Consider the following 12,328-nt stretch of genomic DNA (forward strand, 5'->3'; position numbering starts at 1 on the left):
TCACCAGCGCAGCTTCCTGCGCGCGACCTCGGCACCGAGGCTTCGGTGCAGGGCGCGCGCGTCCTCCTCGCGCAGGTAGCGCAGGCGCAGCGGCGGCCCGAAGGCGCCGGCGCCGGCGGTGTCCAGGTGCAGCGTGGACATGCCGTAGAGCCGGTCGAGCGGCGAGCGCGAGAGCTGCAGTACCTGCAGCTTGTCGATCTCGGCGAAGCGCCAGTGGCGCGACCACCAGCCCGCGCGCCACGCCACCAGCGCGTGGTCGCGCGCGAACCCGGCGCGCGCGGCGTGGCGGCGCGCGGCGAACACGCTCCACGGGATCCAGGCCAGCGCCAGCAGTCCCCAGGCCCCGAAGCGCAGCGACAGCAGCAGCGCGGCCAGCAGCGCCACCGTGACGCCACCGGAGGCGAGCCGCAGCCACGCCAGCCGGTGCACCGGCGACCAGTCGACCAATGGCCAGGTCGCACGCGGAATCAGGTGCCGGACCAGCGCGTCGCAGGCGTCGGGCGTCGCGATCGGGGCGAGCTCGCGCAGCCCGCGGTGTTCGCCGCCTTCGCCGGTGCCGGTGGCGGTGTCCACGTGCAGGCTGCGCCGCCGGAGCAGGCGATGGACCACGCCTTCCTCCAGCGTCCAGGCCTGGATGCGGCGGCGCGGCACGCTGGTGCGCAGCCGCGAGAGCAGGCCGCGCTCCGCGGTGAGCCGGCGCCCTTCCTCCACCAGCCGGAAGCCGAAGAACTGCAGCAGCGCCAGCACCACCGAGAGCACCCGCATCAGCGCCAGGAACGCCACCACCAGGGTGCCGGCCGCGAGCAGGTAGTCGGCGGGCGCGAAGTCGTGCGACTCGGCCCAGCCGAACAGCGTCTGGCCCCAGTACTCCATCAGGTTGCCGACGAACCGGCTGTCGAACTGCGTGCTTGCGGCGAACGCGCCGCCGAGTACCAGCAGGCCGCGGTTGGAGACCAGGCCCAGGCGCAGCACTTCGCCGGGCGGCAGTTCCAGCAGGGTGCGCGCGGCGGTCGCGGCCGCCGGCTCTGCGCCGTCGCCGGCCGCCGCCGCTTCCCCGGCCCGTGCATTCCCGCGCCGCCGCACCAGCGCCTCCAGCGCCATCGCGTCGTCGAGCCGCAGCACCTTCATCTGCGCCTCGGGCTTGTGCCCGCCGGCCGACTCCAGGCGCACCTCGGCGACCCCGAACAGCCGGTGCAGCAGGGTCTGGTGCAGGGCCACGTTCTGGATCCGCGCGAACGGGATCTCGCGCAGGTGCCGCTGCAGCAGCCCGCTGCGCACCACCAGGCTGCGTTCCTCGACCCGGTAGCGGTAGGTGAAGTAATGCACCACCGAGCCGACCGCGAGCACGGCCACGCCGATGAGCGCCCACCATTCGTAGGCATTGCCGCCGCCGCGGCCGAAGAACAGCAGCGCCACCAGCGGCACGATGAACTGGCGCAGGCTCGCCACCAGCTCGAACAGCCACGACATCGGATGCAGGCGCTGCTCCGGCGCCGCCACCGGCGCGGCGGTCTCAGTCGACATCGTCGTCGTCGTCCTGGCGCGCGAGCGCGTCGCGCAGGCGTTCGGCGTCTTCGGCATCGAGCCCGTCCACGGTGACCGCGCTGTAGCGGGTGCCGGCAGTGTGGATCACCAGCGTGGACAGGCCGAAGCGCCGTTGCAGCGGCCCGCGCCGCACGTCGAGGTGCTGCACCCGCGACTGCGGCACCCGGGTCTCGCTGCGCCACCACTGGCCGCGGCGCAGGTTGAACCCGGCCTCGTCTAGCAGCCAGCTCGTGCGCCGCCAGCGGCGCTGCCCGCGCCAGGCACCGAGCCCGGCGCCCAGCAGGATCGCGGCCGCGGTGTAGCCGGCGACCCGCCCGGGTTCGACGTCCGCCAGCAGCGTGCCCAGCAGCGCCAGCGCAGCCACCGGGAGCGCCCACCACAGGCCGCCCAGCACGTAGAGCGTGCAGGCGCGCCGCGGCAACGGCCGCCAGGCCTCGGCTTGTTCGGGACTGCTCTCCATCAGTGCCGCTCCAGGTCGCGATAGGGATTGGTTTCACCGCTGCCCGGCGGGCGCAGCGTATAGCGCTTGTAGGTCCACTGGTACTGCGCCGGGTCGCGGCGGGCGATCGCCTCGATGGCGGCATTGAGCGCGGTGGCGCCGGCGACGGTGTCGTCCGTGCCGACGGCCTCCGGCGCGGCCTCGATCCGCAACGCGAACGCGGGGGCCGCACCGTCGGTCGCGAGGCGCTCGCAGTACGCCAGCAGCACCTTGGCGCGGGTGCGCGCGGCCAGCCGCGGCAGCAGCGCCATGGTCAGCGCCGGCTTGCCGAAGAACGGGGCAAACACGCCTTCCCCGGCCTTCGGCTGCTGGTCCGGCAGGATCCCGACCACGCCGCCGTCCTGCAGCACCCGCAGCAGGCGGCGCACCGCGGCGCCTTCGGCCGGCACCTGGGTGACGCGGCCGGCGGAGTCGGCGCGGACCCGCTGCAGGAAGGCCTCGCCGACCGCGGACTCCGGCGGCCGGTACAGCACCGAGATCGGCGTGCGCGAGGCCAGCCACTGGTTCAGCAGCTCCCAGTTGCCGTAGTGCGGCGCGGCGACGATCACCCCCTCGCCGGCGGCGATGGCGGCATCGAACAGCGCCGTGCCGTGGGTTTCCCGGATCAGGGCCAAATTGGTCGCATGCGGCCGGGTCCACAGCCGCAGCGTCTCCAGCGCCTGGCGCGCGGTGGTGCGCAGGATCCGCCGTTGCAGGGCCTCGCGTTCCGCTTCCGCCATGGCCGGGAAGGCGAGCTCCAGGTTGCGCCGGGCCACCCGCGCCTCGCGCGCGTCCAGCCGCCGCCACAGCGCGGCCACGCCGTCGCCGAGCGCGTTCGACCAGGCCCAGGGCAGGCGTCCGGCCGCCGCGGCGAGCAGGTAGAGCAGGCTGGCGAGCACATCCTTCACGCGACCATTCTGTAGGAGCGGCGCTGGCGCCGCGACCGGAAAGGCGGCGGGTGCCCGGGTCGCGGCGCGAGCGCCGCTCCTACAATGGGGTGATGATCAGCGTGATCCAGCGGGTTTCCTCGGCTTCGGTCGCCGTGGCCGGCGAGACCGTCGGCGCCATCGGGCCCGGCCTGCTGGCCCTGGTGGCGGTCGAGCCCGGCGACGGCGAGGCCCAGGTCGAGCGGATGGCCCGCCGCCTGCTCGGCTACCGGGTGTTCGGCGACGACCGGGGCCGCATGAACCGTTCACTGGCCGATGTCGGCGGGGGCCTGCTGCTGGTGAGCCAGTTCACCCTCGCCGCGGACACCGGGTCGGGCATGCGCCCGGGCTTCAGCACCGCGATGGCGCCGGCCGAGGCTGAACGGATCTTCGACGCGCTTCTGGCGAAATGCCGGGAAATGCACCCCGCGGGGGTGGAAACCGGCCGCTTCGGGGCCCATATGGTGGTGAGCCTGGCCAACGACGGCCCGGTGACGTTCCTGCTGCGGGCCTAGGCCTTTCGAGGCGCCCGACTGCGTTGATCCAGGAGGAACGGCAGCATGTTTGGCCCCTGCGGAGTATAATGCAGGGTTCTTTCCGCCATCACTTCCCCGGTGAACGCGCCCATGGCCAACGAACGGCAGACTGCTCCGCAATCCGACATCAAGACCCTGATCAGCAAGGGCCTGGAGCAGGGCTACCTGACTTATGCCGAAGTCAACGACCACCTGCCCGACGACATGGTCGATCCGGAGCAGATCGAAGACATCATCGGCATGATCAACGGCATGGGCATCGAGGTGCACGAGGTCGCGCCCGACGTCGAGACCCTGCTGCTCACCGGCCAGTCCGGCAGCGGCCGCGACGTCGACGACACCGCCGCCGAGGAAGCCGCCGCCACCCTGTCCGCGCTCGACGCGGAGGGCGGCCGCACCACCGATCCGGTGCGCATGTACATGCGCGAGATGGGCACGGTCGAGCTGCTCACCCGCGAGGGCGAGATCGCGATCGCCAAGCGGATCGAGGAAGGCCTCAACCAGATGCTGTCCTCGCTGGCCAGCTTCCCGTGGACGATCAGCCTGCTGCTCGAGGACTGGGAGCTGCACAAGGCCGGCAAGAAGCGCCTGGCCGAGCTGATCGCCGGGTTCAACGACCACCTCGAGGAAGAGTCCGAGGTCACCGCCGCGCCGGTCCGCGAGGAAGAGCCCGCCGCCACGGACAAGGACGCCGACGAGGACGAGGACGCCGAGGACGAGGACGACGACGACACCGCCGAGGCCGACACCGGCCCGACCGGCCCGGATCCGGCCGAGGTCGAGCGCCGCTTCACCGAGCTGGCCGCGATGCATGCCAAGTTCGAGAAGGTCTACGCCAAGCACGGCCCCGAGCACAAGCAGGCGCTGAAGCTGCGCGAGGAGATGTCCGCGCTGTTCATGACCCTCAAGCTGCCGCTGCCGCTGGTGGACGTGCTGGTCAAGAAGGTCCGCGACATCCTCAACGACATCAAGGACCACGAGCGCCGCATCCTCGACCTGGCCGTGCGCAAGGCGAAGATGCCGCGCAAGGACTTCATCCGCGCCTGGGAAGGCAACCAGACCAACCTGGGCTGGGTGGACGACGTCCTCAAGCGCAAGCAGAAGTGGTCCAGCGGCCTGCGCGAGGTCAAGGACCAGATCATCGCCGAGCAGGAAGCGACCATCGCCATCGAGAAGGCGATGATGGTGACGCTGGCCGACATCAAGGAGATCAGCCGCACCATGGCCTACGGCGAGGCCAAGGCGCGCAAGGCCAAGAAGGAGATGGTCGAGGCCAACCTGCGCCTGGTGATCTCGATCGCCAAGAAGTACACCAACCGCGGCCTGCAGTTCCTGGACCTGATCCAGGAAGGCAACATCGGCCTGATGAAGGCGGTGGACAAGTTCGAGTACCGCCGCGGCTACAAGTTCTCGACCTACGCCACCTGGTGGATCCGCCAGGCGATCACCCGCTCGATCGCCGACCAGGCGCGCACCATCCGCATCCCGGTGCACATGATCGAGACGATCAACAAGTTGAACCGCATCTCCCGCCAGATGCTCCAGCAGTTCGGCCGCGAGGCGACGCCGGAGGAGCTGGCCAAGGAAATGGAGATGCCGGAGGACAAGATCCGCAAGGTCATGAAGATCGCCAAGGAGCCGATCTCCATGGAGACCCCGATCGGCGACGACGAGGACTCGCACCTGGGCGACTTCATCGAGGACACCAACGTGATGTCCCCGATCGACGCGACCACCGACACCAACCTGATGGAGACGGTGCGCGACGTGCTCGCCGGGCTGACCCCGCGGGAGGCCAAGGTGCTGCGCATGCGCTTCGGCATCGACATGAACACCGACCACACCCTCGAGGAGGTCGGCAAGCAGTTCGACGTCACCCGCGAGCGCATCCGCCAGATCGAGGCCAAGGCCCTGCGCAAGCTGCGCCATCCCAGCCGCTCGGAGCAGCTGCGGAGCTTCCTCGACATCGAGTAAGTCAAGCGCCCGCCGGTCATGACGAACGCCCCGCCCAGTGCGGGGCGTTCGCTTTCCGGGGCCTTCACGGGCCAACCACGCATCGCGGGGCAAGGTCTCCGATGCCCCCAAGTCGAAGGAGTAATGGAATGTCCCTGACCAGGAAGAACATGGCGCTCGGCATGGCGATCTTCGCCATCGTGGGCCTGTCCGGCTGCGCCACCTACACGGACGAGTTCGCAACGATCAACTCGCGCCTCGACCAGTTGGATGCGCGGGTGCAGGGCGCGGCCCAGAGCGCCGAAGCCGCCAACCGCGAAGCCCAGCGGGCCAACCAGCGGCTCGACCAGATCGAAGGCCGGGTCCGGAACCTGGAATCGTCGCCTGGCCGCGTGCCGCGCGGCTGACCGGTGTCGCCTGATCCCGTGACGCACCGGCAGTTCGCGCTCCGGGCCACCTCCCGCTCGCTGGCGCTGGCACTCGTGCTGGCGTTCGCGAGCGTGGGCGTGGCGAGCGCCGAGGACGCCGACGCTCCCGCCGCGTCGAAATCCGCGGTCGACCAGCTTCCGTCCGGCCAGGACGTGTCCGAGACGGTGATCGAACTCGCCGGGTGGGTCGTCGCGACCAACGACACCGAAGGCTATCCGTTCGCGATCATCGACAAGGCCGCCGCGCAGATCCTGGTGTTCGACGGAAAAGGACGGCTCCGTGGTGCCGCGCCCGGGTTGTTCGGGTCCGCGGTCGGCGACCATTCGGCGCCCGGCATTGCAGGGCTCGCGCTCCGCGAAATCCCGGGCCGTGACCGGACCACGCCGGCCGGTCGTTTCGTCGGCGGTTTCGGGCCGTCGCTGGACGCCGGGCGCGTGCTGTGGGTGGACTACGACTCCGCGGTGTCCATGCATCCGACGGCGACCGGCGTGCCATCGGAGCGGCGTCCGCAACGCCTCGCGTCGCCGACCCCGGACGACAACCGCGTCACGCACGGCTGCATCAACGTCGCGCCCGACTTCTACGAGCAGGTCGTCGCCCCGGCGTTCGAGAAGGGCGGGGTGTTCTACATCCTGCCGGACAAGGAGCCGCTGGAGGAGACCTTCCCGGAGTTCGTGCAAAGCCGTGCCACCATGCAGGACAGCGACGGAAAACTCGCCCGTTCCGCGAGCCAGTGAGCAAAGGCTGAGCCAACCGCGCAGTCGCACCACACGGACGCCCCGCCCAGCGCGGGGCGTTTGCTTTCCTCCATAATCCGGCTGCTGGGGGCCTATAGCTCAATGGTTAGAGCAGAGGACTCATAATCCTTTGGTTCCAGGTTCGAGTCCTGGTGGGCCCAGACACAACGACGGAGGCACGCGCGATGGCCACGAAGCGGGTTGCGAAGCGCAAGCACCGGGTGCTCGCCGAGCTCACCAACGTCGAGCTGGTGAAGGCGAAGTCCGCGCTGAAGCTGGAAGTGTTCGCCAGTCGCCAGAAGCTTGGCGAACTGGAGGTCGGCCGCGGCTCGATCTACTGGCGCGGCGCCAGCCGGCAGACCAGGAAGCGCATCGACTGGACGCGCTTCGCCGAGATGATGGACGAACTGGCCTACGGCGCGCGCTAGCCGGCGTCGTACGGCGTGCCGTCGCGGTGGCGGTAGCCGCGGTCGCCCGCGTCCAGCCTGAGGTCGATGCCGGGATAGTCCACGGCGTCGTTGTCCGGGCGCCGGCTGCCGACTTCCAGCAGCACCACCCCGGCCTCACTGCGGTTCTGCAGGTGGTGGCCGTTTGCTTCGCCCGCGGGGAAGCCCGCGCAGTCGCCGGCACGCAGCGTCTCCTCGCCGTCGTCGGTCACCAGCACCACCTCGCCCTCGAGCACGTAGACGAACTCGTCCTCGGCCGAGTGCCAGTGGCGCTGGCTCGACCAGGCCCCCGGCGGCAGCCGCAGCAGGTTGACGCCGAACTGGGCGAGCCCGGCGGCATCGCCGAGACGCTGCCGCAGGCGCTCGCGGCACGCGGCGTCGAAGGGCGCTGGATAACCGCTGCCGCGGTGCACCGGGAGCGAGGCGACGTCGATCTTCTTCAAGGGAAAACTCCTCGTCGTCAGGGGTCGCGCGGCAGCCACGCGTCGCTTTCGCCGAGCACCTCCGCATCGGGGCCGAAGCGGCGCTCGACGAAGCGGATGCCGCCGTGCTGCACCAGCACCACCGTGCTGCAGCGCGTGCCGTAGGTCGGATCGCGCACGAACGGCGGCGACAGCCGGCGTTCCAGTTCCAGTCCGATGCCGGTGTCCGGCAGCGCGGCGTCCGGCGCCGGCGTGCGGTCGGCCAGCGAGTCGAGCAGCGGCGACACGTCGGCTTCGCGCGCGTCCGCGGGCGGGCCGCGCTCGAGCCACGCGGACAGCGCGCGGCTGGACAGGTTGCTCTTCGGCCATGGCGCATCGAAGGCGCCGTTGGACACCGCGTGCAGTCCAGGCGCTACCGGTTGCCGTTCGAACCGTGGATGGTTGCTGGCGAACGCCAACGCATTTCCGTCCCACAGCAGCAGGTTGAACGGACCATGCTCGCCGGCCACCGGCGCGAGCGCATCGAGCCACGCATCGGCATCGCTTTCGTTCACCGCGAAGCCGCGCACGAGTTCGCCGCGCGAGCGCGGGAATGTCGCGTCGAGCGGACGCACGCGCACGTTGGTGACCGCCGCGAGCCGTCCGCGGCGCGAGGCCAGCAGCCAGCTTCCGCCCTGCAACAGGTCGCGCCCGCCGTACACCTGCGGGTGCTCCGGATCCGGCCCGGCCGGCGCGGCCGGGCGCGCGTGCAGCTCGTCGCGGTTGGCGATCAGCACCAGCGGGTAGGCCGGGTGCCGCCCGCTGGCGAGGGCGATCAGGCACATGCCGCCATCATAGACGTGGCCGTTGGGTAGGATGGTGCATCGCCCGGTTGCAGGAGGCAGGCATGGTCCGTCCCGTCGTCGCCACGGCGCTGTTGGTCGCGCTCGCGGCCTGTTCCCAGGTACCGGCACCCACGTCGCAGGGGGCCACGGCCGAAGCCCCGGCAGCGGCCCTGCAACTGCCGAACCTCGGGCACCCGCGGCCAGGCATCCACACGGCCGGCGATGTCGGCCCGGACGACGTGCCGGCGATCGCTGCGGCCGGCATCCGCCATGTGATCGACCTGCGCCCCGACGGCGAGACGCCCGGTTTCGACGAAGCCGGAGCCATGCGCGCCGCCGGCATCCGCTACGACAACCTGCCCATCGCCGGCGCGGATGACCTGGGCCGCGAGCGCGTGGCCGCCTTCGACCGCCTGCTCGCCGAGGCCGATGGTCCCCTGCTGGTGCACTGCGCCAGCAGCAACCGCGTCGGCGCGATGGCAGCGCTGCGCGCCGCCTGGATCGAGGGCAAGCCGGTCGAGGAGGCGATTTCCGAAGGCCGCGCGTGGGGCTTGCGCTCGCTCGAGGGCGCGGTGCGCGAGCGGCTGGCGGCGATGCCCGACCAATAGCGGTTGCGCGGATCGCGCGGGGCCGGCATCGTGGCCGGCCGCACGCCCGAGGGGACTCCGCCTTGCTGCAGCTCGATGCCGTCCAGACGCTGGCGGTCGCCGGCCTCGCCCTGTTTCTCGGCTACGGCCTGTGCCGCGCCATCCCCCTCCTCGGGCGCTACAACCTGCCGCCGCCGGTGATCGGCGGCCTGGTGTTCGCGCTGGTGGCGTGGTTCGCGCACTCGCGCGAAACGACGCTGTGGACGATGGACACGGCGCTGCAGACGCCGCTGATGATCGCGTTCTTCACCACGATCGGCTTCAACGCCAGCCTGAAGCTGCTGAAGATCAGCGGCGGCCAGGTGATCGTGTTCCTCGCGCTGGCCTCGGTGTTCGCGGTGGTGCAGAACCTGGTGGGCATGGCGGTGGCGGTCGGCTTCGACCTGCCGCCGCTGTTCGGCGTGCTCGCCGGCTCGACCACGCTGACCGGCGGCCCGGCCACCGGCCTTGCGTTCGCGCCGCTGTTCGAAGAAGCCGGCATCCGCGGGGCCGAGTCGATCGCGGTGGCCTCGGCGATGGCCGGCATCGTCCTCGGCGGCCTGGTCGGTGGACCGATCATCACGGTGCTGGTGCGGCGCTTCCGGCTGGTCGCGAGCGACCCGCGGGACCACGACGCGCCGACGGAAGGCGCCAGCGGCCACCTGCAGACCGAGGCGCAGCGCGAGTACAGCGCGCTGAAGAGCATCGTCGTGATCCTGGTGGCGATGTGGATCGGCGCCGGCGTCAGCGGCTGGATCTCGGCCACGGGCGTGACGCTGCCGGCCTACGTCGGCGCGATGCTGGTCGGCGCGGTCATCCGCAACCTCGACGACGCCACCGGCTGGATCAAGCTGTCGGTGCCGACGATCGAACTGGTCGGCAACGTCTGCCTGGCGCTGTTCCTGTCGGTGGCGCTGATGAACCTGCGGCTGTGGGAACTGGCCGGACTGGCGATGCCGCTGCTGGTGAACCTGGGCCTGCAGGTGGCGATCGTCGCCGCGTTCTGCCTGGTGGTGTTCCGGGTGATGGGGCGCGACTACGACGCCGCGGTGATGGGCGGCGGATTCATCGGCTTCATGCTCGGCACCACCGCCAACGCGATGGCGGTGATGCGCACCCTGGTCGAGCGCTACGGCGCCGCGCCGCGCGCATTCCTGGTGGCACCGCTGGTGGGCGCCTTCTTCATCGACTTCACGAACGCGCTGATCATCACCTTCTTCATCAACGCGTTCGCCTGAGGCCTCAGGCGTCGCGCGGCAGCACCGTCAGCACCCGCGCGACGAACTCGTGGAACTCGTCGAGGTAGTTGCGCAGGAACTTCGCCGTCGATTCGTCCGCGATTTCCCCGGCATCGTTGATCATGCCGTCCTTGAACTGGATGTAGGCCTCCGGCGCGTTCATCTGCGGCGAGTTGAGGAAGCCGAGGATGCTGCGCAGGTGCTGCTGGCCGACCGCGGTGCCGATCGCGCCGGGCGAGGTACCGATCACGCCCGAGGGGATGTGCGCGAACGAGTTCTTGCCCCAGGGACGGCTGGCCCAGTCGATGGCGTTCTTGAGGCCGCCGGGGATCGAGCGGTTGTACTCCGGGGTCACGATCAGGATCGCGTCGGAGCTCTCGATGTCCTTCTTGAAGCGGCGCCCGGCCTCGGGATAGTCGGCGTCGTAGTCGTAGCTGTAGATCGGCAGGTCGTCGAACCGGATCTCGCGGAACTTGAGCTGCTCCGGCGCGAGCTTGACCAGCGCCCCGGCAAGTTTCCGGTTGATCGACTCCTTGGCCATGCTGCCGACCAGATAACCGACGTTGTAGGTCTTCATCGTCGTGCTCCTCATGCTTCGCCCATGCCCGCGGCGGGTTCCTCGGCGCCTCCTCGGCGCACGCGCTCCTCGATCCGCTGGCCGACATCGGGATCGATGTTCTTCCAGTACTCGAAGGCGCGCTCCAGCACGGGGCTGCGCACGCCACCGAGCAGGCTGCCGGCAACCTGTTCGACCAGCGCCTCGCGCTCCGCGTCCGTGAAGACACGGCGCACCAGGGTTCCGGCCTGGCCGAAGTCGTCATCATCCGCACGCAGGGTGTAGGCGGCGCGAACCATCGGGCCGTCGGCCTCCCAGCCGTCCTCGACCGGGCCGGTGGCGTCCGCCCAGGGACGACCGCCGCTGTTGGTGGCGTGGACCGGGGCGGCGCCGCTGTGGTGGTAGGCCATCGGGCCGTCGAACATGTAGGTGTTCACCGGCACCTTCGGCTGGTTGACTGGTAGCTGGTGGAAGTTCGCGCCGATCCGGTTGCGCTGGGCGTCGGCATAGGCGAACGAGCGCGCCAGCAGCATCTTGTCCGGCGACAGCCCGATGCCCGGCACCGTGTTGCCCGGCGAGAACGCCGCCTGCTCGACCTGGGCGAAGAAGTTCTCCGGGTTGCGGTTGAGCGTCAGCGTGCCGACCGGGATCAGCGGGTAGTCGGCGTGCGGCCACACCTTGGTCAGGTCGAAGGGGTTGAAGCGGTAGGTCTTCGCGTCCGCGTACGGCATCACCTGCACCGACAGCTTCCACTTCGGGAATTCGCCGCGCGCGATCGCCCCGAACAGGTCGCGGCGGTGGAAGTCGGCATCCAGCCCGGCCATCTCCACCGCGCCGGCGTTGTCCAGGAATTCCATGCCCTGCTCGGTGTGGAAGTGGTACTTGACCCAGGACTTCTCGCCAGCGGCGTTGATCCACAGGTAGGTGTGCGAGCCGTAGCCGTTCATGTGCCGCCAGGTGCGCGGCAGCCCGCGCGGGCCCATCAGGTAGGCGACCTGGTGCGCGGTCTCCGGATTGCTGGTCCAGAAGTCCCACTGCATGTGGTTGTCGCGCAGGCCGGAGTCGGGCAGGCGCTTCTGGCTGCGAATGAAGTGCGGGAACTTCATCGGGTCGCGCACGAAGAAGACCGGGGTGTTGTTGCCGACCAGGTCGTAGTTGCCTTCGGCGGTGTAGAACTTGATCGAGAAGCCACGCACGTCGCGCCAGGTGTCGGGGCTGCCCTGCTCGCCGGCGACGGTGGAGAAGCGCAGCAGCAGGTCGGTCCTGGCACCCGGCTGGAACAGCGAGGCCTTGGTGTACTTCGACACGTCGCCGGTGGTCTCGAACACGCCGAACGCGCCGGAGCCCTTGGCGTGCGGCTGGCGCTCGATCACCTTCTCGCGGTTGAAGTGCGCGAGCTGCTCGACGAGGTGCACGTCGTGCAGGAGGATCGGGCCGTCGGGGCCCATGGTCAGGGAGTTGCGGTCGCTCGGCGCCGGGGCGCCCGCGCCCGTGGTGGAGGCGGCCTTGGGGTCGATTTTCATTGCTTTTCTCTCTTTTCGGTCGTCCCGCCCAGTCTGCGCTTCTCGCGCTCGTGCAGGACTCACGCCAGGGAGACGCTCTGATCCATGCA

Annotated in this window: 14 protein-coding genes and 1 tRNA gene; 8 read left to right on the forward strand and 7 right to left on the reverse strand. The window is 70.3% G+C overall.

Annotated features, from left to right (window positions below; all coding sequences use genetic code 11):
• Genes E4F25_RS09065 through E4F25_RS09075 form a run of 3 tightly spaced genes read right to left on the reverse strand, consistent with a single transcriptional unit; the run spans window position 1 to window position 2,931 of the window.
• Window positions 1-1,524, reverse strand: a complete 1,524-nt coding sequence (locus tag E4F25_RS09065; RefSeq protein WP_140909821.1) for a PH domain-containing protein — start codon at window positions 1,522-1,524, stop codon at window positions 1-3.
• On the reverse strand, window positions 1,514-2,005 hold the full coding sequence (locus E4F25_RS09070; protein ID WP_140909822.1) for a PH domain-containing protein: 492 nt from the start codon (window positions 2,003-2,005) through the stop codon (window positions 1,514-1,516). The genes E4F25_RS09065 and E4F25_RS09070 overlap by 11 nt, the downstream gene beginning before the upstream one ends.
• On the reverse strand, window positions 2,005-2,931 hold the full coding sequence (locus E4F25_RS09075; RefSeq protein WP_140909823.1) for a lauroyl acyltransferase: 927 nt from the start codon (window positions 2,929-2,931) through the stop codon (window positions 2,005-2,007). Before E4F25_RS09075 ends, E4F25_RS09070 begins: the two co-directional genes overlap by 1 nt.
• A 92-nt stretch (window positions 2,932-3,023) precedes the next feature.
• On the opposite strand from E4F25_RS09075, the gene dtd reads away from it, so the two are divergent.
• The 6 genes from dtd (at window position 3,024) to E4F25_RS09105 (ending at window position 7,032) form a co-directional block, all read left to right on the forward strand.
• On the forward strand, window positions 3,024-3,464 hold the full coding sequence (dtd, locus tag E4F25_RS09080) for a D-aminoacyl-tRNA deacylase (RefSeq protein ID WP_140909824.1): 441 nt from the start codon (window positions 3,024-3,026) through the stop codon (window positions 3,462-3,464).
• Between the two features lie 111 nt (window positions 3,465-3,575).
• Window positions 3,576-5,459 carry an RNA polymerase sigma factor RpoD gene (rpoD, locus tag E4F25_RS09085; protein WP_140909825.1) on the forward strand — a complete coding sequence of 628 codons (1,884 nt, stop codon included), beginning with the start codon at window positions 3,576-3,578 and terminating at the stop codon, window positions 5,457-5,459.
• Window positions 5,460-5,587: 128 nt separating this feature from the next.
• Window positions 5,588-5,845, forward strand: coding sequence for an LPP leucine zipper domain-containing protein (locus tag E4F25_RS09090; RefSeq protein ID WP_140909826.1), 258 nt, complete (start codon window positions 5,588-5,590; stop codon window positions 5,843-5,845).
• Window positions 5,846-5,905: 60 nt separating this feature from the next.
• A complete protein-coding gene (locus E4F25_RS09095; protein ID WP_407062830.1) occupies window positions 5,906-6,604 on the forward strand; it encodes a hypothetical protein in 699 nt (232 codons plus the stop codon).
• Window positions 6,605-6,692: 88 nt separating this feature from the next.
• A tRNA-Ile gene (locus E4F25_RS09100) sits at window positions 6,693-6,765 on the forward strand.
• A gap of 24 nt (window positions 6,766-6,789) precedes the next feature.
• Window positions 6,790-7,032, forward strand: a complete 243-nt coding sequence (locus E4F25_RS09105) for a hypothetical protein (RefSeq protein WP_140909827.1) — start codon at window positions 6,790-6,792, stop codon at window positions 7,030-7,032.
• On the opposite strand, the gene E4F25_RS09110 is transcribed toward E4F25_RS09105, so the two are convergent.
• Window positions 7,029-7,493, reverse strand: a complete 465-nt coding sequence (locus tag E4F25_RS09110) for a cupin domain-containing protein (RefSeq protein ID WP_140909828.1) — start codon at window positions 7,491-7,493, stop codon at window positions 7,029-7,031. The two genes, E4F25_RS09105 and E4F25_RS09110, sit on opposite strands and share 4 nt — an antisense overlap.
• Before the next feature lie 17 nt (window positions 7,494-7,510).
• Window positions 7,511-8,296: an NRDE family protein gene (locus tag E4F25_RS09115; protein ID WP_140909829.1), complete on the reverse strand. Its 786-nt coding sequence runs from the start codon at window positions 8,294-8,296 to the stop codon at window positions 7,511-7,513.
• Between the two features lie 62 nt (window positions 8,297-8,358).
• Here E4F25_RS09115 and E4F25_RS09120 point away from each other — a divergent pair, with 62 nt between their 5' ends.
• Complete coding sequence (locus E4F25_RS09120) at window positions 8,359-8,904, forward strand: protein tyrosine phosphatase family protein (protein WP_140909830.1); 546 nt, start codon at window positions 8,359-8,361, stop codon at window positions 8,902-8,904.
• Between the two features lie 62 nt (window positions 8,905-8,966).
• Window positions 8,967-10,160, forward strand: a complete 1,194-nt coding sequence (gene gltS / locus E4F25_RS09125; RefSeq protein ID WP_140909831.1) for a sodium/glutamate symporter — start codon at window positions 8,967-8,969, stop codon at window positions 10,158-10,160.
• A 4-nt stretch (window positions 10,161-10,164) separates the two neighbouring features.
• Here the strand turns inward: gltS and E4F25_RS09130 are convergent, their stop codons facing one another.
• Both E4F25_RS09130 and E4F25_RS09135 read right to left on the reverse strand, forming a co-directional pair.
• Window positions 10,165-10,737 (reverse strand): NADPH-dependent FMN reductase, encoded by a 573-nt coding sequence (locus tag E4F25_RS09130; protein ID WP_140909832.1) that lies wholly within the window; start codon window positions 10,735-10,737, stop codon window positions 10,165-10,167.
• A gap of 11 nt (window positions 10,738-10,748) precedes the next feature.
• Window positions 10,749-12,239 (reverse strand): catalase, encoded by a 1,491-nt coding sequence (locus tag E4F25_RS09135; RefSeq protein ID WP_140909833.1) that lies wholly within the window; start codon window positions 12,237-12,239, stop codon window positions 10,749-10,751.
• Window positions 12,240-12,328 lie beyond the last annotated feature (89 nt).

This window comes from Cognatiluteimonas lumbrici, assembly GCF_006476065.1.
Lineage (GTDB): Bacteria > Pseudomonadota > Gammaproteobacteria > Xanthomonadales > Xanthomonadaceae > Cognatiluteimonas > Cognatiluteimonas lumbrici.

Excerpts from the sequence above, each read along its gene's own strand:
- dtd (WP_140909824.1), top strand. The coding sequence starts at position 3,024 with ATGATCAGCGTGATCCAGCGGGTTTCCTCGGCTTCGGTCGCCGTGGCC.
- rpoD (WP_140909825.1), top strand. The coding sequence starts at position 3,576 with ATGGCCAACGAACGGCAGACTGCTCCGCAATCCGACATCAAGACCCTG.
- E4F25_RS09120 (WP_140909830.1), top strand. The coding sequence starts at position 8,359 with ATGGTCCGTCCCGTCGTCGCCACGGCGCTGTTGGTCGCGCTCGCGGCC.
- E4F25_RS09130 (WP_140909832.1), bottom strand. The coding sequence starts at position 10,737 with ATGAAGACCTACAACGTCGGTTATCTGGTCGGCAGCATGGCCAAGGAG.
- E4F25_RS09070 (WP_140909822.1), bottom strand. The coding sequence starts at position 2,005 with ATGGAGAGCAGTCCCGAACAAGCCGAGGCCTGGCGGCCGTTGCCGCGG.
- E4F25_RS09115 (WP_140909829.1), bottom strand. The coding sequence starts at position 8,296 with ATGTGCCTGATCGCCCTCGCCAGCGGGCGGCACCCGGCCTACCCGCTG.
- E4F25_RS09065 (WP_140909821.1), bottom strand. The coding sequence starts at position 1,524 with ATGTCGACTGAGACCGCCGCGCCGGTGGCGGCGCCGGAGCAGCGCCTG.
- E4F25_RS09090 (WP_140909826.1), top strand. The coding sequence starts at position 5,588 with ATGTCCCTGACCAGGAAGAACATGGCGCTCGGCATGGCGATCTTCGCC.
- E4F25_RS09135 (WP_140909833.1), bottom strand. The coding sequence starts at position 12,239 with ATGAAAATCGACCCCAAGGCCGCCTCCACCACGGGCGCGGGCGCCCCG.
- E4F25_RS09105 (WP_140909827.1), top strand. The coding sequence starts at position 6,790 with ATGGCCACGAAGCGGGTTGCGAAGCGCAAGCACCGGGTGCTCGCCGAG.